The following is a 19,848-nucleotide window of genomic DNA, read 5'->3' as shown; positions in this document are numbered from 1 at the left end:
GGCTAGTCCGGTCGGGCCACCCGGCCGTGGGGCTTCCCGATCCGCTCAGGGGAGCGGGGTGCGACTTTGGCGAGCGGCGTACGGATCGGGTGGCGCGGGTCCGTACGTGGGTGCCGATGCCGAGCCGATGCCGGTGCGGATATGGATGGGTATACCGGCCGGTGTGACAGAGAGCACCCCGCTGCCAGGTGTCCGGCAGCGGGGTGGAGGGCGGCGGAGCGGGCTCAGGACTGCTCAGGGCCCAGGGGCCAGGAGACTCGGGCCCCTCGGGCGGTCGGGCGGCTCAGGCGGGCGAACCCATGAGCCGGATCGGTGTCACCCGGTGGGTGAGCAGGGGCAGCAGGTCGGCGACCCGGTGCGGCACGTGGGCCGGGATGCCGGGCGGGGCCGGAGCCAGCGGGACGAGCAGGTCGGTGGCGGCCGGGTGGCCGGTGGAGCCGTCGTCGGAGAGGTCGCCGTGTAGCCAGAGCGTGAGCGTGTACAGGCTGGGCATCGACAGCAGGCGCGGCTGGTAGGGCTGCGCCATGGTCTCCGCCTGCCGCAGGGCGCGCTCGGTCGAGGTGACGTACGGGCCTTCGAAGAAGTGTGAGAAGGCCCAGCCGTCGGGGGTGAGCCGGGTCTCCGCCGCGGCCACGGCGTGGTCGCCGCAGCGGATTAGGAAACGCCACCCCGCCAGCCGGGTCGCGGAGACTCCCTCGGGAGTGATCCGGTCCAGGACGTGCACGGGCAGCGGGAGGTCGGGGGTGGCCGGGTCCTGCGCGGAACGGAGGGCGGAGATCCGTGCCTCGCTCACCGCGGTGGGTGAACCGAGTGCCGTGAGGACGGAGCGGAGCGCGGGCGCGGGGGCCGGGGGGACATGCAGCGGCATGGTGGGTCGCCTCTCATTCGGCAGGCACGGTGGCGCGAGGGCGGGGCGGGGGCGGACAGCGCTGTCAGCTCTCGGGGCAGGGTGGCGGCCGGGGTCCGGTCAGTGAAGTGGGACGGAGCGCGGCCTGCCGCTTGATGCTTGACGGCACAGGTCCAGGGTCGTGGACGCCGACCTTCTGCCGTGGTGCAGAGTTTATACGACAAATGTTCAGGTGTTGTTTCGTCTACCCGTTTCCGGCGCGGACGGCAAGGGTTCATTCGGCCGGAGATATGCGGGAATCATCCCGGTTCCGAGCGGGTGGCGCCGCGATGACCTCGGGTTCTGTCCGCGCGGCGGACGGCTCGTTGTCGTCGGCGTTTTTCACGAGTCTTCGTGGGCACCCGAAACTGCTGGGTGTTCCATGCCCCGTGAATGTGCCTCCGGACACTTGAGACCAGGGTAGTCGGTGCTCGGCCGGCGCGGGACGTTATCGATCGCGTTCGCGGGGCATCATCCCTCCTGACCAGGACCCCGGCGGCCCGATCCTCAAGGCCCGCCCGAGCGAGGAAGGACGCTGCGATGGGGGAGAAGGTCGTGGCAGGACGGTTCGACCTGTCCGATCGCAACCGCTACCGCGACAAGCTCAGGCGATGCCTGACAGGGCTGGAGCGGCTGCTGGCGGAGAAGCGGTTCGACCGCCCCAAGAACCTCATGGGGCTGGAGATCGAATTGAATCTCGTGGGCTCCGACGGGATGCCGAAAATGCTGAATGGGCAAGTACTCGAGCGCATCGCCAGCCGGGACTTCCAAACGGAACTCGCCATGTTCAATCTGGAAGTCAACATCGCCCCGCACCGGCTGGGCGGCCGCGTATTCGACCGGCTCGCCGAGGAACTGAGAACGTCGCTGGCATATGCCGACCGGAAAGCCGGTGAGGTCGACTCCTCCATAGCGATGATCGGTATTCTGCCGACGCTGGACCGGGACGACCTGGTCTCCTCGAACCTCTCCGACGTCGACCGTTACACGCTGCTCAACGACCAGATCGTCGCGGCCCGCGGTGAGGACTTCACCTTGGACATCGACGGGGTGGAGCACCTCGTGTGCACCTCTAAGTCCATCGTGCCGGAGGCCGCCTGCACCTCGGTGCAGCTTCATCTCCAGGTCACCCCCGGGCGCTTCGCGGACGTGTGGAACGCGGCGCAGGCGGCGAGCGCGGCACAGATCGCGGTGGGCGCCAACTCGCCGTTCCTCTTCGGGCGCGAGCTGTGGCGCGAGTCGCGGCCGCCCCTGTTCCAGCAGTCCACGGACACCCGCCCGCCCGAACTCCAGGCGCAGGGCGTGCGTCCGCGCACCTGGTTCGGTGAGCGCTGGGTCACCTCGGCGTACGACCTGTTCGAGGAGAACCTCCGCTACTTCCCGGCGCTGCTGCCGATCTGCGACGACGAGGACCCCCTGGAGGTGCTCGACGCCGGCGGCGTCCCGAAACTCGCCGAACTGGTGCTGCACAACGGCACCATCTACCGCTGGAACCGGCCGGTCTACGACGTCGCGGACGGCGTGCCGCACCTGCGCGTGGAGAACCGCGTGCTGCCCGCCGGGCCGACGGTCACGGACGTGGTCGCCAACGCGGTGTTCTACTACGGACTGGTCCGCGCCCTCGCCGAGGAGCCGCGGCCGGTGTGGACCCGACTGCCCTTCGAGGCCGCGGCGGCCAACTTCGACGCCGCCTGCCGGCACGGGATCGACGCCCGCTTCACCTGGCCCCGGCGCGGCCGTTCCTCGGGCACGGCCGAGACCGACGCGGTCACCCTGGTCCGCGACGAACTGCTGCCGCTGGCCGAGTCCGGACTGAACGCATGGGGCGTGGAGCCGGCGGACCGGGACCGCTACCTCGGGGTGATCGAGGAGCGGTGCCGGCGCCGGGTCAACGGCGCGCAGTGGCAGGCCGCCACCTTCCACCGGGCCCGGCAGGAGCAGGGACTCGACCGGAACGCGGCGCTGGCGGCCACGACCCGGCGCTACTGCGAACTGATGCGGATGGGTGAACCCGTCCACACCTGGCCGGTCGGCCTGCCCGAGCCGGTGCCGCTGGGCTGACGGCGGCTGCCCCTCGGGGGCCCGCGCGTGCCGTGCGCATGTGGCAGGGGCGGGGGGCGTTTCGCCACCCGGCCGGGGGCCGGTGTCGCGCGGCACGGCTGCGGTGGGCCATGGGTGGGACACGGCCGGGGGCTGCTGCCGGAGCGGGTGCGCCCCGGCCGGGCGGCCGGGCCCGGAACGCGGGGTTCGGGGACCCGGGGGCGGAGGAGCTGAGGGGGCGAGGGGCCGCTGAGGTAGGCCCAACTGCTCGGGGGCGGTGCTCTGTGGCCCGCTGACCCGGCGGTCCGCGCGGTGCCGGGCCGCGCCGACCTCCGGGTGGTGCGCCCCGGTGGTCCGTGCGGTGCCGGGCCGCGCCGACCTCGGGGTGGTGCGCCCCGGTGGTCCGTGCGGTGCCGGGCCGCGCCGACCTCGGGGTGGTGCGCCCCGGTGGTCCGTGCGGTGCCGGGCCGCGTGGAGCCCCACGGGTCTGCGCCTTGCTGACGTACGGTGCCGGGCCGGCCTGATCCCGTCCCGGGCCGGGCTGATCCGTACCGGGCCGCGCCGATCCGGGCGTTCGGCAGGGGGCGGCCGTGCCGCGACGCGGCGGATCGGGCAAGCTGTGACCTCTCAGGACGTGGACTGGAGGCGCGTGTGCAGGCGGAAGCGGGGCCCGAGGCCGGTTCCTGGCCGGGCGAGCGGCTGTCGCGGCGGACCTTGAGGGACGAGACGCTGCTCGTCCTGGCGCTCTCGCTCGGGGCGAGCGGCGTCTCCGCGCTGATCAGCTTCCTCGGGTCGGTCACGAAACCCGGCGGCCTCAAGGACCAGGCCGCCACCCTCAACGCCTCCGCCGCGCCGGGCCGTCCCTGGCTCGACCTGGCCTGGCAGCTCTTCGGGATCGCCACCGCGCTGGTGCCGGTCGCTCTCGTCGCGCACCTCCTGCTGCGCGAGGGACAGAGCCTGCGCACCCTCGGCTTCGACCGCTCCCGGCCCTGGCCCGACCTCGGCCGCGGAGCCGCCGTGGCCGCGGTCATCGGCAGCACCGGCATCGCCTTCTACCTGGCCGCCCGCGGCCTGGGCTTCAACCTGACCGTGGTACCGGAGGCGCTGCCCGGGGTGTGGTGGAAGTACCCCGTGCTGGTGCTGTCCGCCGTGCAGAACGCCGTCCTCGAAGAGGTCATCGTCGTCGGCTATCTGCTGCGCAGGCTGCGGCAGCTGGGCTGGGCCCCGGGGACCGCGCTGGCCGCCAGTTCCGTACTGCGCGGCTCCTACCACCTCTACCAGGGCATCGGCGGCTTCCTCGGCAACATGGTCATGGGCGTGGTGTTCGTCCGGCTGTACCGGCGGTGGGGCCGGGTCGGACCGCTGGTGGTGGCGCACTCGCTGCTCGACATCGGCGCGTTCGTCGGCTACGCCCTGCTGGCCGGGAAGGTCGGCTGGCTTCCCACCGCCTGACCGGCCCCGCCCGCGCCGGGTGACGGGCGTGGGCCGACGCGCTCTCAGGCGTGGAGTTCGCCGTCGATGACCGTGACCGCGTGGCCGGTGAGCAGGGTGCGTTCGCCGCGTACCTCGGTGCGGACCAGCCCCGAGCGCGGGGAGGCCTGGAGGCCGGTGAGGGCGGAGCGGCCCAGGCGCTCGGACCAGTAAGGGGCGAGGGCGGTGTGGGCGCTGCCGGTCACGGGGTCCTCGTCGATGCCCACGTTCGGGAAGAAGCACCGTGAGACGAAGTCGTAGCCGCGGCCGGGGTCCTCGGCCCGCGCGGTGGCGATGACGCCGCGCGCCGAGCAGGCGGCCAGCGCCTTGTGGTCGGGGGCCAGCGCCCGGACCGTCTTCTCGTCCGCCAGTTCCAGCACCAGGTCGCCCACGTCCGGGCCGGTGTCGAAGGCGGTGCGCGGCTCGGCGCCCAGGGCCTCGGCTGCTCCGGCGGGCAGTTCGACCTCGGTGAGCGGGGCGGTCGGGAAGTCGAGGGTGATCGCGCCGTCGTCGGCGGGCGCGGCGACGAGCACGCCGCTGCGGGTGGCGAAGCGCGCCGCACCCGAGTGCGCCCCGGTGGCGTACAGGACATGGGCGGTGGCGAGCGTGGCGTGCCCGCACAGGGCGACCTCGGTGACGGGGGTGAACCAGCGCAGCGCCCAGTCGGCCTCTCCGCCCGCGGGCAGCGGGTGCGCGAACGCCGTCTCGGCGTGGTTGACCTCCCGGGCCACCTTCTGCAGCCAGTCGTCCTCGGGGAACGCGTCCAGGAGCAGCACCCCGGCCGGGTTGCCGGCGAAGGGGCGGTCGGTGAAGGCGTCGACGATTCGAATCCGCATCCCCCGACCGTAGGGGCACCACCGGGCGTCCGGCCAAGGCCAATTCGTGCCGGGTGGCTCGTGGCCCGGACCGGCGCGGCCGGACGCAGTCGCCTGCGGAGCCGGGCAGAGCCGCCTGCGGGGGGCGAGAAGAGCTTCGCGGGCTGGTACTACGCGGTGACGGCCGGCGGTCACGTGGGCTACGAGTCGTGGCTGGAGCGGGATCCACCGCCGGTGCCGATCAAACTCCGGTGACGGAGGGGGAGCCGACGGTGTTCCGGCTCAGGCGGGAGGGCCGGTCAGGTGAGGTAGTCCGCGCGCCCCTCGTCATCGAGTTCGAAGGGGCCTTCGGGGATGATGCAGAACTCATTGCCCTCGGGATCCGCCATCACCAGGAACCCGCCGGCGTCGTACTCCTCCAGCCGGCGCCCGCCGAGCGCCTCGACACGTGCCTGCTCTGCGGCCGGGTCGGGTGAGGTGACGTCGAAGTGCATCCGGTTCTTCACCGACTTGGGCTCGCCGGTCCGCTGGAAGCCCAGGCCCAGGCCGTTCTCGCGCCGCAGCCATACGTAGGGTCCCATGCGGCCCACGACTGGCCGGCCAAGCAACTCGGACCAGAACGCGGCAAGCCGCTCAGGGTCAGTGGCATCGACGATGAGGGCATTGATCTGCAGAGGTGAGTCCGCCATGCCCTGATCCTCTCAAGGCCCACAGGACCGCTCAGCGTCGGTCGCCCCACGCACGGTGCGCGCTGACGAACCATCGATCGGTGGCACAGAGCAGGGACGGTCAGACTCCGGTGAGACGAACCCGCCGGTGGTCGATCTGCAGTGAGACCGATCGAACTTCGCTGAGACAGGTCAAGGAGGCCGTGGGGAAGGGGGTTGTCGGGCGAGCTGTTCCGATATATCGTTGAAGTATCGCGACAGATCAACGATGGAATGGAGTGATGGCGATGCGTACCCACGGGTTCGAACGTGGACACCGGCACGACGGCCGCCGGGGCGGCCTGGGAGGTTTCGAGGGGCGGCGGGCCGCCTTCGGTCCCTTCGGGCCGGGCGGGCCGGGCTTCGGCCCCGGCGGCCCTGGCTTCGGACCGGGTTTCGGCCCCGGCCCCTGGGGCGGGCGAGGGCGCGGCGGACCGCGTGGCAGGGCGCGGCGCGGCGACGTACGGGCATCGATCCTGGCCCTGCTCAGGGACCGGCCCATGCACGGCTACGAGATGATCCAGGAGATCGCCGAGCGCAGCGGCGGGGCGTGGAAGCCCAGTCCGGGCTCGGTCTACCCGACCCTTCAACTGCTGGAGGACGAGGGGCTCATCGTCAGTGAGTCCGAGGGCGGCAAGAAGCTGTTCTCGCTCACCGAGGAGGGCCGCGCGGCCGCCGGCGAAGGTCCGGAAGCGCCCTGGGAGGAGGCCTCGCGCGGTGTCGACTGGGAGGTTCTCGGCGAGATCCGCCAGGCCGGGTTCGGGCTGATGGAGGCGTTCGGGCAGGTCTGGAAGACCGGCAGCAAGGAGCAGCGCGAGAAGGCGCTCGCCGTCATCAACGACGCCCGCAAGAAGCTGTACCTGATCCTCGCCGACGAGGACTGAGCGTCCTTGTGACGGGCGCCCCGCGCAGTGGTCCGCGGGGCGCCTTCGCGCGGGTGCGGGGCTCGGGCTGGGCGGAGGGCTGCGGGCGGCTGTGCGCCTCCCCGGTGAACTCTGTGCGGATTGACCTGGTCTCATCCGTAAGGAGGAGATTCCGTCCGCCCGGGTCCACTCTGCGTGGGATGCGGAAATGCTTCTGGCCGGGGATGACCTGAGCCCTCGGGACTGATGGGCTGGGGGACGTGCGACCCCGTATCCCCAGGCAGCCGGTCCCCGAGCAGGGCGGCGGCCGCCCCGACGACGACGCCGGGCTCAGTGCCGAGCTGGTGGCGGTGGTCGCCGCTGCGCGCAGGAGGGCGGTCCGGGACGGGGACCGGCAGATCGACACCGCCCATCTGCTGCACACCCTCCTGGAGGCGGACCCCGAGGTGCGTGCCGTCTTCGCCGGCGGGCCGCGGATCGCCCGGCTGCTCGGCTACCTCGTCCAGCGCAGCATCGGTTACGGACTGCGCTGGCAGACCAGCGTCGAGGATTCCGGGGCCCTGCCCGTGGTGAGCGTGGGCGACGCCGTGGTCGCGGAGGCTGACGGCTGCTCACCGGCCGCGTCAGCCGCGCTGGAGCACGCCCGTGCGCGCGCCGCCCGCCGCGGCGACGGCCCGGCGGGCGGCCTCGACCTCCTCGCGGCGGTCACCGCCGACCCCGGGTCACGGGCCGTCGAGGTGCTCGCCCGCGCGGGGATCGACGCGCGGGAACTGGCCGCCCGCCTCGACGCGGCGGACGGCGGAGAGGGCGAGCGCCGGGAGCAGGCGGCGGACGTCAGGGGTGACGAACGCGGGGAGCCCGTGGTGACGGCCCTGGCCCTGGACGGTGAGCGCCCGGGGCGAGCGGAGAACGCGGTGCACGGCGAGCGCCGTGAGCGCGCGCAGGAGTACGCCGGCGGCAGCGGCACCACCCGCTGACCCTGCCGCCGCCCGCCACCCGCCCTCGGCGAGGGCCCGAGACTCCACCCTGTGGCCGGACACGGAACGCCTACCCCCGCCCGCGCCCGCGCCGCAGACCGTGCGCGCGGGCGGCGCGGCGCCCCCTCGGCGCCCTCCACGTGTGACGCCCGCGTCCAGCCGGTGAGACAGGTGCCAACGAGGGTGACGCTCATGTCGCCGCCTGTCATCATGTGCCGGTGGTTACGTCTGGGATCAGTCAGGGGCAGTCCGGCAAAGGCGTCGGGCTCGGTCTCGCGCTCGTTTCCGCGGTCGCTTTCGGCGGCTCCGGGGTCGCGGCCAAGCCGCTGATCGAAGCGGGTCTCGACCCGCTGCACGTCGTGTGGCTGCGCGTCACCGGCGCGGCGCTCGTCATGCTCCCGCTCGCCGTGCGCCACCGCGCGCTGCTGCGCAGCCGCCCCCTGCTGCTGGCCGGGTTCGGCCTGCTCGCCGTGGCGGGCGTCCAGGCGTGCTACTTCGCCGCGCTCTCCCGTATCCCCGTCGGGGTGGCCCTGCTCATCGAGTACCTGGCACCCGCCCTGGTGCTCGGCTGGGTCCGCTTCGTGCAGCGGCGGCCGGTCACCCGGGCCGCCGCCCTCGGCGTGGTCCTCGCCGCCGGCGGGCTCGCCTGCGTCGTCGAGGTCTGGTCCGGCCTCGGCTTCGACGCCCTCGGCCTGCTGCTCGCCCTGGGCGCGGCCTGCTGCCAGGTCGGCTACTTCGTCCTGTCCGACCAGGGCGGCGACGCCGGTGACCGGGCGCCGGACCCGCTCGGCGTCATCGCGTACGGGCTGCTCGTCGGCGCCGTCGTCCTGACCGCCGTGGCCCGGCCCTGGGGCATGGACTGGACGGTGCTCGCGCACACCGCGGACATGAACGGCACGGCGGTCCCGGCCGCCGCGCTGCTGGTCTGGATCGTGCTGGTGGCCACCGTCCTGGCGTACGTCACCGGCGTGCTCTCGGTGCGCCGGCTCTCGCCCCAGGTGGCGGGCGTGGTGGCCTGCCTGGAGGCGGTCATCGCGACCGTGCTGGCCTGGGTCCTGCTCGGCGAGCACCTCTCCGCGCCGCAGGTGGCCGGCGGTGCCGTCGTCCTGCTGGGCGCCTTCATCGCGCAGTCCTCGTCGCCCGCGGGGGCAGCGGCGGAACCGGCCGGGAGCGGCGGTGGCGAGCGGGAGTTGTCGGCGCGCGGAACGACGGTCTAGGGTGCCGGACATGCATACGCGCGCACTCGTCGTCTCGCCGCCGGTCGCCTGACCGAGCGGGCCTCCTTCCACGAGCCCGGCGCTCCGGCCCGACCCGCGGACCTTCCGCGGCCCGGAACGCGACCGGGCCCGCGCGGTGCTGCCCGCAGAAGAAGTCCGACGACCCCGTCGCACCGGGGTCCTCCTTGTGAACTTCTGCACTCTGCGGAGAGAACTCGTGTCGCATGCTTCTGCAGGCCTGCCCGTCGGGCGTGGCCTCCTCTACCTGATCGTCGCCGGTGCCGCCTGGGGCACCGCCGGTGCCGCCGCCTCCCTGGTCTACCGGGCCAGTGACATGGGACCGGCCGCGCTGTCCTTCTGGCGCTGTCTCGCGGGCGTCGTCCTGCTGCTCGCCGTGCGTCTGCTGCGGCCGCGCGTGCGGCCGGCGACTGCGGTCACCCGCGGCGGTGCCCTGCTGCGGGCCGGTGCCACCGGGCTCGGGCTCGCCGTGTTCCAGACCGCCTACTTCGCCGCCGTGTCCGCGACCGGACTGGCCGTCGCGACGGTCGTCACCCTCGGCGCCGGGCCCGTCCTCATCGCGCTCGGCGCCCGCCTCACCCTGGGCGAACGGCTCGGCCGGTCCGGTGCGGCCGCGGTCGCCGGCGCGCTGGCCGGCCTCGGGGTGCTGGTCCTCGGCAGCGGGGGTGCCGCCGTACGGCCGTGGGGCGTGCTGCTCGCCCTGGCCTCCGCGGCCGGCTACAGCGGCATGACGCTGCTGACCCGCCGGTGGGGCCGGGACGGCGGCGCCGACCACTCCGCCACGACCGTGGGGGCGTTCGCCGTGGCCACGCTGTGCCTGCTGCCGCTCGCGGCAGCCGAGGGGCTGGTGCCGCACACCGTCGAACCGGTCCGGCTGCTGTGGCTGCTCGCCTACATCGGCACCGTGCCGACGGCACTCGCCTACGCCCTCTACTTCGCGGGCGCGGCCGTCGTCCGCTCGGCCACCGTGTCGGTGATCATGCTCCTGGAGCCGGTCAGCGCGGCGGTGCTGGCGGTCACCCTGCTGGGCGAGCGGCTGACGGCGGCGACGCTGGTGGGCACCGCGCTGATGCTCGGCTCCGTCGGCGGCCTCGCCATCGCGGAGACCCGCGGCGCACGGTCCGCCGCCGAGGAACCTGCCCTGGTCTGACAGGGGAAGGGGCGCCCCGGCCCCTGCGGTCTCCGGGCCGCCGGGCGCCGGCGCCCCTGTCTCCCGCGCCCGCGGCACCGCCTACAGGTCCGCGAGGTACCCCGGGATCTCGGTGCCGGGCGCCAGGTCCGCCTCGGGGAGCGGAGCGCCGTAGGTCCTGCGCACCGGGACCACGCCGGCCCAGTGGGGGAGGGCGAGGTCCTCGGGCTCGTCATTGGCGCCGCCCGTGCGCAGCTTGGCCGACACCTGCGTGAGGTCGAGGCGGAGGACGGCGGTCGCGGCCAGTTCCTTCGCGTTGCCGGGGCGCGAGTCGGCCGACCGGCCGGGCACCACGTGGTCGACCAGCGCGTCCAGGGCCATGCGCTTCTCGTCGGGGTCGGTGACCTGGTGGGCGGTGCCGTGCACCACGACACTGCGGTAGTTGACCGAGTGGTGGAAGGCGGAGCGGGCCAGCACCAGGCCGTCGACATGGGTGACCGTCAGGCAGACCGGCAGGCCCGCCTCGGCCTGGCCCGCCATGCGCAGGGGACGCGATCCGGTCGAGCCGTGCACGTACAGCCGCTCGCCGACCCGGCCGTAGAGCGTCGGCAGCACCACGGGCGCCCCGTCGCGGACGAAGCCCAGGTGGCAGACGTACGCCTCGTCGAGTATCGCGTGCACCAGTTCCTTGTCGTAGGACGCCTTCTGCGCGGACCGGGTGGGGACGGTGCGGTCGGTCGGCGGGTAGATGTCGGCCGTCGGGGTCGGCTGCTGGGTCCCCTGCATTGCGGTCTCCATTGCACTAGTGCATAATTGACTTTGTGCTAGGAGAATATCGGATCGAGGGCCGTCGTGCAGCGGAGATCGCGGCGAGCGTCGAGCGCGCGGTGGGTGCCGGACACCTCGAACCGGGGCAACTGCTGCCCCCGATGAGGGAGTTGGCGGTCGATCTCGGCGTCAACCCCAACACCGTCGCGGCCGCGTACCGGGTGCTGCGCGAGCGCGGGGTCATCGAGACCGCCGGGCGCCGGGGCAGCCGGGTGCGGCCCGTGCCGGCCACCACCGGGCGGGACCGCATCGGCGTCGACGTGCCCGAGGGCGTGCGGGACGTGTCCGCGGGCAACCCGGACCCGGCCCTGCTGCCGGCGCTCGCCCCGGCCTTCGCGGCCGCCGCGGCCGAGGGCGACCGCGACCCCGTGCTCTACGGCGACGTGGCCGTCGACCCCCGGCTGGCGCGCGCCGCCCGCGCCGAGCTGGACGCCGACGGTGTGCCGGAGGGACCGCTCGCCGTGGTCACCGGCTCGCTGGACGGCGTCGAGCGGGTCCTGACCGCCCACCTCAGACAGGGGGACACGGTCGCGGTGGAGGACCCGGGCTGGGCCAGGACACTCGACCTGGTGCCGGCGCTCGGACTGCGCACGGTGCCGATGGGCGTGGACGACGAGGGGCCGCGCGTCGACGCCGTACGCCGGGTGCTCGCGGACGGCGCGCGGGCGCTGCTCGTCACCGACCGCGCGCAGAACCCGACCGGCGCGGCGCTGAGCGCACCCCGCGCGCGTGCCCTGCGTGCCGTGCTCGCCGGGCACCCCGAGACCCTGCTCGTCGAGGACGACCACGGCCACGGCATCGTCGACCTCCCCCTGCACCCGCTCGCCGGAGCCACCCGGCACTGGGCCTTCGTCCGGTCGGTCGCCAAGGCCTACGGTCCCGACCTGCGCCTGGCCGTGCTCACCGGGGACCAGGTCACCGTCGACCGGGTGCGCGGGCGGCAGCGGCTCGGGCCCGGCTGGGTGAGCCTGCTGGTGCAGCGGGCCGTCGCGCGGCTGTGGACCGAGTCCGCCCTGGACACCGGCGCGGTGGCGGCGGAGTACAGCCGGCGGCGCGACCTGCTCATCGGCGCGCTGGCGGAGCGCGGGGTCGCCGCGCGCGGGCGCAGCGGGATGAACGTGTGGGTGCCGGTGCCGGACGAGACGGGTGTCGTCGCCCGGCTGCTGCACGCGGGCTGGGCCGTCGCCCCGGGCGCCCGCTTCCGGCTGCACGAGCCGCCGGGTGTCCGGATCACCGTCTCGGCGCTGAGCGAGGAGGAGACCGAGCGGCTCGCGGACGCGGTGGCGGCGGCGCTGGGACCGGCCCCGGAGCGGAGTTACGTCTGAGGGAGGGGGCCGGGGCCTTCCGGCCGGCGCGGGGCTGAGGACTGGGGCCGGGGACTTCCCGGCCCGGTGCGGGACTTACGGATTCGTGCTCGCCGGCGCTGCCGGTTCGGGGCGGGCGGGCCGCTCGGCGGGGCGGACGCCGTCCGGCGCGGGAGCCGGGGGCCGCGCGCCGGACCGGACCGGCTGTCCCGGCGCGGTCGAGGCGGCGGCGCGGGCGCGCCGGGCGCCGTGTCCGGGCCGAGCCTGGGACAGGGCCGCCCCGGCCAGGACGATCACCGCGCCGACCGGGGTCGACCAGCTCAGGCGCTCACCGAGGACGGCGACACCGGCGCCGGCGGCGATGATCGGCACGAAGTAGGTGACCATCTGGGCGGTCGTCGGACCGACCTCGGCGACCAGGCCGTACTGCACGAGCATCGCGACGCCCGTGCCCAGCGCGCCCAGCGCGGCCACCGCGAGCAGCGGGAACACGCCCACGTGACTCGGCACGCTGGTGAACAGCGGGGTGACGACGGCCAGTTGCGCCGTCGCCAGCAGCAACTGGCCCCCGGTCAGCGACAGGTGCGACTCCGCGGCACCGGCCAGGGTGCGCCGGACGTAGATCCAGCCGACCGGGTAGCTCAGCGAAGCCAGCAGCGCCATCGCCGTGCCCCGGGCGTCCGGGCCGTGGAAGCCCTGCCAGGCGCCGAGCACGGTGAGCACGCCGAGGAAACCGAGCCCGAGACCCGCCACCCGCACCCGCGTCGGCCGGTCCTCGGAGAGGGCGACCAGGGACAGCGCCATGCCCCACAGCGGCGAGGTCGCGTTGCAGATGCCCGCGAGGGTGGACGGGATGGTCAGTTCCGAGTACGCGAACAGGGAGAAGGGCAGCGCGTTGAGGAAGAGACCGGCGACCGCGAGATGACCCCACGTGCGGGCGCCGCGCGGCAGCCGCTCCCGCTTCACCGCCATGGCCACGGCCAGCACGGCCGTGCCGAACACCAGCCGTCCCAGCGTCACCTGGAAGGGCGCGAAGCTCCGCGTGCCCACCTTCATGAACAGGAAGCTGAACCCCCACACCAGTGCGAGGAAGGCGAAACGGACCCGCCAGTGCAGCGGGCCGCGGGCCCGGCCGGGCGGGGCGGTCGGGGTCGGAGCGGAGGATGCGGTCGCGGAACTCATGGACGTAGCGTGCCCGGACACCACCTCGTAGCACAATCGAGAATTGGCGGCCGGTACCTCGTAGTATCGCTTACATGTTGAACCTGGAGCGCCTGCGCACCCTCGACGCCCTCGCCCGGCACGGCTCGGTCAGCGGTGCGGCCGACGGGCTGCATGTGACCACCTCGGCGGTCTCCCAGCAGATGGCCAAACTGGAAAGGGAGGTGGGCCAGCGGCTCCTCGCCAGGAACGGCCGGGGCGTGCGGCTCACGGACGCCGGCCGGCTCCTCGCCGAGCACGCGGCGCGCATCCTCTCCCAGGTCGAGCTGGCCCAGTCCGACCTGGAGGCCCAGCGGGGGCAGGTGGTGGGCGAGCTGCGGCTGGCCGCCTTCCCCACCGGCGCCCGCGGACTGTTCCCCCTCGCGCTGCGCCATCTGCGCGCCCGGCACCCGGCCCTCGGCGTCACCACCGCCGAGGTCGAACCCGCGCCGGCCGTACGGGCCGTGCTGCGCGGGGACGTCGATCTGGCCGTGGTGCTCGACTGGTACAACAAGCCGCTGCCCGTGCCCGACGGGCTCACCCGGGCGCCGCTCCTCGACGACCCGGTCGACGTCGCGATGCCCGCCACGCACCGGCACGCGGACCGCGCACAGGCCGCCCTGGAGGACTTCGCCGACGACGACTGGATCACCTGGGGCGACGACGAGTTCTGCCACGAATGGCTGCTGGACACCCTGCGGTCCAAGGAGGTGGAACCGCGCGTCGCGCACCGCGCGCAGGAGCACGCCACACAGCTCGCGCTGGTCGCCGCCGGACTCGGCGTCTGCGTGGCGCCCCGGCTCGGGCGGGGACCGCTGCCCGCCGGCGTGCGCACGGTCCCGGTGCGCCAGGCCGTGCGCAGGCACGTCTACGCGGTGTGGCGCACCGACGCCGACCGCCGCCCCTCGATCCGCGCCGCCGTGGAGGCCCTGCGGGAGGCGGGGGAGCAGATCGGCTGAGCGGCACCCGCCCGGGGGCGGGGGCTTCGTGCCGCCGTCTTCAGGCCAGTTCGATCCCGTCGCCGTGGACGGAGATCTTCCGGGCGGGCAGCGGCCGGAGCGCGGGGCCCTTCCGCACGCTCCCGTCGGTCACCGAGAACTCACTGTGGTGGCACGGGCAGCTGATCACCCCGTCCGCGATCCCGCTCACCGTGCAGCCCTGGTGGGTGCAGGTGGAGGAGAACGCCTCGAACCGGCCCTTCTCGGGCTGGGTGACGACGACGCCCCGGTCGGCGAAGATCCGGCCGCCGCCCTCTGGGATGTCGGACGTCCTGGCGAGGACCCCACCGGCACCCGGCGAACCGGCGGAAGACGGCCCGGAAGCCCCCGGCGAACCGGAGGAGGACGGTCCGGAGGCGCCCGACGCCGGCTCGCCGGCTCCGGAGGTGCCCGACGCCGGCCCGCCGTCCGGCCCGCAGGCGGTCAGGGTGACGGCGATCCCCGCCGCGCCCAGCGCCGCCACGACCGTACGGCGGGCCGGCTCCTGCGGGGGACGGTTCGATGCGCTGGTCATGCCGGCGTTCCCTTCTCGCGGACTCCGCCGCGGACTTCGCGACGGATCTGTGCGCAGGGGTACGTCCGCGCGGCGCCGGGCGTTCAGATCGCCTCCGGACCCGTCCGGGGCCCACCGGAGCCGCCCGGGGCCCCAGTAACCTGGGGCGATGCTCAAGGAAGTCAACGCGACCCGCTTCATCACACCCCTGCGGGAGGGCGGCTCGCTGCCAGGACTCGTCGAGGCCGACGACCTCGGGACGTACGTCCTGAAGTTCAGCGGCGCCGGGCAGGGCCGCAAGACGCTCGTCGCCGAGGTCGTGTGCGGAGAACTGGCCCGGCGGCTGGGGTTCCGGGTTCCCCCGCTGGTGACCATCGGCCTCGATCCGGTCCTCGGACTCGGCGAACCCGACGAGCGGGTCCAGGAACTGCTGCGCTCCAGCGGCGGCGCCAACCTCGGGATGGACTTCCTCTCCGGAGCCCTCGGGTTCGACCCGCTGGCCTTCCCGGTGGACGCCGGCGAGGCGGGGCGGATCGTCTGGTTCGACGCGCTCGTGAACAACGTGGACCGCTCCTGGCGCAACCCCAACCTGCTCAGGTGGCGCGGCGAACTGTGGCTCATCGACCACGGCGCGACGATGATCTGGCACCACAACTGGCCGGGTGCCGAGGCCTCCGCCGCACGCCCCTACGACGCCACCGACCACGCGCTCGCGCCGTTCGGCCCGGACCTCGCGGCCGCCGCCGCACACCTGGCCCCGCTCGTCACCGAGGAACTGCTCGCCGAGGTGACCGCCGAGATCCCGGACGCCTGGCTGACCGGGGAGCCCGGCTTCGGCACGCCCGGCGAACTGCGCCGCGCCTACGCCCGGCCGCTGCTCGCGCGGGCCGCCGTGATCCACGAGCGCATCCACGGAATCGAGGGGACGGCCAAGTGAGCGACCACGACACCACCGGGCGGCAGGCGGCGGACCACTCCGTCACGGGCCGCCGGCAGACGGGCGACCACCACATCCTGGGGGGCCGGCAGGCGGGGGAGCGCCACATCATCGGCGGCCGGACGAGCGAACGGGACGTCTTCGAGTACGCCCTGCTGAGGATCGTCCCGCGGGTCGAGCGCGGCGAGCGGATCAACGCCGGGGTGCTCGTCTACTGCCGTGCCAAGGCCTACGTCGGCGCCCGCACCCATCTCGACGAGGCCCGGCTGCTGGCGCTCGACCCGCACGCCGACGTGGCGGGCGTGCGGGCCGCCCTCGCCGCTGTGGAGAGCGTCTGCGCGGGCGGCAGCGCGGCCGGGCAGGCGGCGGGCGACGACGCCGGACGCCGGTTCCGCTGGCTGGCCGCGCCCCGCTCCACGATCGTCCAGCCCGGCCCGGTCCACACCGGACTCACCCTGGACCCGGCCGCGGAGACGGAGCGGTTGCTGGACCTTCTGGTGAGGTAATGGATCACACGCACCCGGTGTGCCGTTGACACCGGGTGCCAGGGCTTCTAGCGTCACACCCACCGAAGGTACTAAGCGGTTGCTCACCGCACACCGGGTTCTCTCAAGGGCGAGGAGAAGCAGCAATGTCCACCACTGACCAGCGGGTCGCCGTCGTCACCGGTGCCGCGCGCGGCATCGGCGCGGCCACCGCCGTACGACTGGCCGCCGAGGGCCGTGCCGTCGCCGTGATCGACCTCGACGAGGCCGCCTGCAAGGACACCGTGGAGAAGATCACCGCGGCCGGCGGGCGGGCCGTCGCGATCGGCGCCGACGTCTCCGACGAGGCCCAGGTGGAAGCGGCGGTCGCACGCATCGCCGAGGAACTCGGCGCGCCCACGATCCTCGTCAACAACGCGGGCGTGCTCCGTGACAACCTGCTGTTCAAGATGAGCGTCTCCGACTGGGACACCGTCATGAACGTGCACCTGCGCGGCTCGTTCCTGATGACCCGCGCGGTCCAGAAGCACATGGTGGACGCGGGCTTCGGCCGGATCGTCAACCTCTCCTCGTCCTCCGCGCTCGGCAACCGGGGCCAGGTCAACTACTCCGCCGCCAAGGCGGGTCTGCAGGGCTTCACCAAGACCCTCGCCAAGGAGCTGGGCAAGTTCGGCATCACCGCCAACTCCGTCGCCCCGGGCTTCATCGCCACCGAGATGACCAAGGCCACCGCCGACCGCGTGGGCATGGGCTTCGAGGACTTCAAGGCCGCCGCGGCGACCCAGATCCCGGTGCAGCGCGTCGGCGAGCCGGAGGACATCGCCAACGCGATCGCCTTCTTCACGGCTGACGCCGCCGGCTTCGTCTCCGGCCAGGTGCTCTACGTCGCCGGCGGACCGCTCGACTAAGGAAACACGCACATGACTTCCGTGGAACCCGCCGAGCCGTCGGGCAAGGTCGCCCTCATCACCGGCGCCAGCCGCGGCATCGGCTACGGCATCGCCGAGGCACTGGTGGCCCGGGGCGACCGGGTGTGCATCACCGGCCGCAACGAGGACGCCCTGAAGGAGGCCGTGGACAGGCTCGGCGCCGACCGGGCCATCGGCGTCGCGGGCAAGGCCCACGACGAGGCCCACCAGGCGGAGGCCGTCGAGCGCGTCATGGAGGCGTTCGGCCGCGTCGACCACCTGATCAACAACGCCGGCACCAACCCGGTGTTCGGACCGATCGCCGACCTCGACCTGAACGTGGCGCGCAAGGTCTTCGAGACCAACGTCGTCTCCGCGCTCGGCTTCGCCCAGCGCACCTGGCACGCCTGGCAGAAGGAGCACGGCGGCGCCATCGTGAACATCTCCTCCGTCGCCGGCCTCGCCCCCTCGCCGTTCATCGGCGCGTACGGCATCAGCAAGGCCGCGATGATCAACCTGACCCAGCAGCTCGCGCACGAGTTCGCGCCGAAGGTGCGGGTCAACGCCATCGCCCCGGCCGTGGTGAAGACGAAGTTCGCCCAGGCCCTGTACGAGGGCCGCGAGGAGGAGGCCGCCGCGGCCTACCCGCTCGGCCGCCTCGGCGTCCCCTCCGACATCGGCGGCGCGGCGGCGTTCCTCACCTCCGGGCAGTCCGACTGGATCACCGGGCAGACGCTCGTCGTGGACGGCGGCATCTTCCTCAACGCCGGCGTGAGCTGAACCTCCTGGCCGGTGACACCGGCGTGAGCTGATCCCTCCCACCCGGTGGGCCGTCCTGGACAGGGCGGCCCACCGGCGTTCTCCGGACCGGTCCCACGCCCTGCCCGGACGCGCGAAGCCGCCCGCCGCCATGCCAACGTGGTCATGAAAGCCCTGCTCAACAGGCATGTGAGGAGGGTTCAGGGCGTGCGAGGCTGCGGTGGTCGCCGGGGGCGCGGGAGCGTTGTCAGTGGTCGCCTGTAGTTTCGGTGAGCAGTAAGTGACCGCACATCGTGAGGACGTGACGTGACCGACATCGCCATGCTGCCCGAGTCCTGGCGCGGGGTTCTGGGCGACGAACTGCAGCAGCCCTACTTCAAGGAGCTGACCGAGTTCGTCGAGGAGGAGCGGGCGAGGGGTCCCGTCTACCCGCCGCGCGAGGAGGTCTTCGCCGCGCTGGACGCCACGCCGTACGACCGGGTGAAGGTCCTCGTCCTCGGACAGGACCCGTACCACGGCGAGGGGCAGGGACACGGCCTGTGCTTCTCGGTGCGCCCCGGTGTGAAGGTCCCGCCGTCGCTGCGCAACATCTACAAGGAGATGCACGACGAGCTGGGCACCCCCGTCCCGGACAACGGGTATCTGATGCCGTGGGCCGAGCAGGGCGTGCTGCTGCTCAACGCGGTGCTCACGGTCCGCTCCGGCGAGGCCAACTCCCACAAGGGCCGCGGCTGGGAGAAGTTCACCGACGCGGTGATCCGGGCGGTGGCCGACCGGCCCGACCCGGCGGTCTTCGTGCTCTGGGGCAACTACGCGCAGAAGAAGCTCCCCCTGATCGACGAGACCCGGCACGTGGTAGTCAAGGGCGCGCACCCCTCTCCCCTGTCGGCGAAGAGGTTCTTCGGCTCGCGTCCGTTCACGCAGATCAACGAGGCGGTGGCCCGGCAGGGACACGAGCCGATCGACTGGCGAATTCCGGACCTGGGCTGAGTCCGTTCCCGTGCCGCAATCCGGTCGGAGGTCTGGTACCGGTCCCGATGGGGGCGAGGGCGGGGTGGCCGGCGGGGGCAGGCAGGACCGGGGGGCGCCTTCAGGTGCCGTGTCCGGTGGCGCGTCCGCGTCGTCCACCGGCGGTGCCGCGGCGCCGCCGCCCCGGCCCGTGACGCCGCCGGTGTCCCGACTCGGGGTGAGACGCGGCCCTCCCGCGGGCAGCCTGAGCCGGAATGCCGGTGGGTGCCGTTAGCGTCGGGGGAGTCGGGTCGGGGAGAGGGCTGGAGGGCGCGTGGCGGAGCGGCAGGAGGAGACCGCGGACGACGCCGTGCTGACGCGGATCGGGCAGAGCGTCATGCTGCACCACGCGGGTGACCGGGAGGAGGCCCGGGGCCGGTTCCTCGCCCTGTGGCGGGAGATCGGCGCGGACGGCGATCCGCTGCACCGCTGCACACTGGCCCACTACATGGCCGACACCCAGGACGACCCCTGCGACGAACTGGCCTGGGACCTCAGAGCACTGTCGGCCGCCGAGGAACTCACCGACGAGCGGCGCGCCGGGTCCGGGGGCGCACCGGCGGCGGTCCGTGCCCTGTACCCGTCCCTGCACCTGAACCTGGCCGCCGACTACGTGAAGCTCGGCCGCCGTGAGGCCGCCCGGAGCCACCTCCGCCACGCTCGCGGCACGGCCGGCGGCCTGGCCGACGACAGTTACGGCGACGGGGTGCGCGCGGCGATCCACCGGCTGGAGCTGCGCCTGGGCGACGGCGGTCCCGGCGCCGGAGGGGATCCGGAGGGACCGCCCCGGCAGCGGTCGTAGCGGC

19 protein-coding genes and 1 pseudogene are annotated in these 19,848 nt (G+C 73.8%); 14 read left to right on the top strand and 6 right to left on the bottom strand.

Features of this window, described 5'->3' with window-relative positions; translation table 11 throughout:
- Nucleotides 1–283 precede the first annotated feature (283 nt).
- Complete coding sequence (locus tag ABZ719_RS07255; protein WP_366724226.1) at nt 284–868, bottom strand: hypothetical protein; 585 nt, start codon at nt 866–868, stop codon at nt 284–286.
- Nucleotides 869–1,426: 558 nt separating this feature from the next.
- Here ABZ719_RS07255 and ABZ719_RS07250 point away from each other — a divergent pair.
- Nucleotides 1,427–2,947, top strand: a complete 1,521-nt coding sequence (locus tag ABZ719_RS07250) for a glutamate--cysteine ligase (protein WP_366724225.1) — start codon at nt 1,427–1,429, stop codon at nt 2,945–2,947.
- 630 nt (nt 2,948–3,577) lie between these two features.
- Nucleotides 3,578–4,378 carry a type II CAAX endopeptidase family protein gene (locus tag ABZ719_RS07245; RefSeq protein ID WP_366724224.1) on the top strand — a complete coding sequence of 267 codons (801 nt, stop codon included), beginning with the start codon at nt 3,578–3,580 and terminating at the stop codon, nt 4,376–4,378.
- A gap of 44 nt (nt 4,379–4,422) precedes the next feature.
- Here ABZ719_RS07245 and ABZ719_RS07240 read toward each other — a convergent pair whose 3' ends face one another.
- Both ABZ719_RS07240 and ABZ719_RS07235 read right to left on the bottom strand, forming a co-directional pair.
- Nucleotides 4,423–5,232, bottom strand: coding sequence for a PhzF family phenazine biosynthesis protein (locus ABZ719_RS07240; RefSeq protein WP_366724223.1), 810 nt, complete (start codon nt 5,230–5,232; stop codon nt 4,423–4,425).
- Nucleotides 5,233–5,510: 278 nt separating this feature from the next.
- Entirely contained in the window at nt 5,511–5,900 is a 390-nt protein-coding gene (locus ABZ719_RS07235; RefSeq protein WP_366724222.1) for a VOC family protein, read from the bottom strand.
- Between the two features lie 266 nt (nt 5,901–6,166).
- Here ABZ719_RS07235 and ABZ719_RS07230 point away from each other — a divergent pair, with 266 nt between their 5' ends.
- The 4 genes and pseudogenes from ABZ719_RS07230 to ABZ719_RS07215 all read left to right on the top strand — a co-directional run bounded on the left by ABZ719_RS07230 (nt 6,167) and on the right by ABZ719_RS07215 (nt 10,143).
- Complete coding sequence (locus ABZ719_RS07230) at nt 6,167–6,802, top strand: PadR family transcriptional regulator (RefSeq protein ID WP_366724248.1); 636 nt, start codon at nt 6,167–6,169, stop codon at nt 6,800–6,802.
- A 239-nt stretch (nt 6,803–7,041) separates the two neighbouring features.
- Nucleotides 7,042–7,569, top strand: a pseudogene (locus ABZ719_RS07225) (Clp protease N-terminal domain-containing protein); the annotation flags it as partial.
- Nucleotides 7,570–7,970: 401 nt separating this feature from the next.
- Entirely contained in the window at nt 7,971–8,975 is a 1,005-nt protein-coding gene (locus tag ABZ719_RS07220) for an EamA family transporter (protein ID WP_366724221.1), read from the top strand.
- Between the two features lie 217 nt (nt 8,976–9,192).
- Entirely contained in the window at nt 9,193–10,143 is a 951-nt protein-coding gene (locus tag ABZ719_RS07215) for an EamA family transporter (protein WP_366724220.1), read from the top strand.
- A gap of 81 nt (nt 10,144–10,224) precedes the next feature.
- Here the strand turns inward: ABZ719_RS07215 and ABZ719_RS07210 are convergent, their stop codons facing one another.
- Complete coding sequence (locus tag ABZ719_RS07210; protein WP_366724219.1) at nt 10,225–10,920, bottom strand: pyridoxamine 5'-phosphate oxidase family protein; 696 nt, start codon at nt 10,918–10,920, stop codon at nt 10,225–10,227.
- A 23-nt stretch (nt 10,921–10,943) separates the two neighbouring features.
- Between ABZ719_RS07210 and ABZ719_RS07205 the strand changes: the two genes are divergently transcribed.
- A complete protein-coding gene (locus ABZ719_RS07205) occupies nt 10,944–12,275 on the top strand; it encodes an aminotransferase class I/II-fold pyridoxal phosphate-dependent enzyme (protein WP_366724218.1) in 1,332 nt (443 codons plus the stop codon).
- A 75-nt stretch (nt 12,276–12,350) separates the two neighbouring features.
- Here the strand turns inward: ABZ719_RS07205 and ABZ719_RS07200 are convergent, their stop codons facing one another.
- Nucleotides 12,351–13,436, bottom strand: coding sequence for a DMT family transporter (locus tag ABZ719_RS07200; RefSeq protein WP_366724217.1), 1,086 nt, complete (start codon nt 13,434–13,436; stop codon nt 12,351–12,353).
- 74 nt (nt 13,437–13,510) lie between these two features.
- On the opposite strand from ABZ719_RS07200, the gene ABZ719_RS07195 reads away from it, so the two are divergent.
- Complete coding sequence (locus ABZ719_RS07195; RefSeq protein ID WP_366724216.1) at nt 13,511–14,413, top strand: LysR family transcriptional regulator; 903 nt, start codon at nt 13,511–13,513, stop codon at nt 14,411–14,413.
- A gap of 40 nt (nt 14,414–14,453) precedes the next feature.
- On the opposite strand, the gene ABZ719_RS07190 is transcribed toward ABZ719_RS07195, so the two are convergent.
- Nucleotides 14,454–14,966 (bottom strand): Rieske (2Fe-2S) protein, encoded by a 513-nt coding sequence (locus ABZ719_RS07190; RefSeq protein WP_366724215.1) that lies wholly within the window; start codon nt 14,964–14,966, stop codon nt 14,454–14,456.
- Between the two features lie 148 nt (nt 14,967–15,114).
- Here ABZ719_RS07190 and ABZ719_RS07185 point away from each other — a divergent pair, with 148 nt between their 5' ends.
- The 6 genes from ABZ719_RS07185 (at nt 15,115) to ABZ719_RS07160 (ending at nt 19,844) form a co-directional block, all read left to right on the top strand.
- Nucleotides 15,115–15,882, top strand: coding sequence for a HipA family kinase (locus ABZ719_RS07185; RefSeq protein WP_366724214.1), 768 nt, complete (start codon nt 15,115–15,117; stop codon nt 15,880–15,882).
- Nucleotides 15,883–15,959: 77 nt separating this feature from the next.
- The gene (locus ABZ719_RS07180) at nt 15,960–16,388 is read left to right on the top strand and encodes a DUF3037 domain-containing protein (protein WP_366724247.1); all 429 of its coding nucleotides are present in this window, start codon (nt 15,960–15,962) and stop codon (nt 16,386–16,388) included.
- A gap of 125 nt (nt 16,389–16,513) precedes the next feature.
- Nucleotides 16,514–17,275 carry a 3-oxoacyl-ACP reductase FabG gene (fabG, locus tag ABZ719_RS07175; protein ID WP_366724213.1) on the top strand — a complete coding sequence of 254 codons (762 nt, stop codon included), beginning with the start codon at nt 16,514–16,516 and terminating at the stop codon, nt 17,273–17,275.
- 12 nt (nt 17,276–17,287) lie between these two features.
- Entirely contained in the window at nt 17,288–18,055 is a 768-nt protein-coding gene (locus ABZ719_RS07170) for an SDR family oxidoreductase (RefSeq protein WP_366724212.1), read from the top strand.
- Between the two features lie 285 nt (nt 18,056–18,340).
- Nucleotides 18,341–19,024: a uracil-DNA glycosylase gene (gene ung, locus ABZ719_RS07165; RefSeq protein ID WP_366724211.1), complete on the top strand. Its 684-nt coding sequence runs from the start codon at nt 18,341–18,343 to the stop codon at nt 19,022–19,024.
- 292 nt (nt 19,025–19,316) lie between these two features.
- Nucleotides 19,317–19,844 (top strand): hypothetical protein, encoded by a 528-nt coding sequence (locus ABZ719_RS07160; protein WP_366724210.1) that lies wholly within the window; start codon nt 19,317–19,319, stop codon nt 19,842–19,844.
- The last annotated feature ends 4 nt before the right edge of the window (nt 19,845–19,848 follow it).

It is taken from the genome of Streptomyces sp. NPDC006743, from assembly GCF_040703815.1.
Classification (GTDB): domain Bacteria; phylum Actinomycetota; class Actinomycetes; order Streptomycetales; family Streptomycetaceae; genus Streptomyces.
Note: the sequence above shows the minus strand (reverse complement) of the source record. Positions and strands in the feature narration are given on the sequence as shown.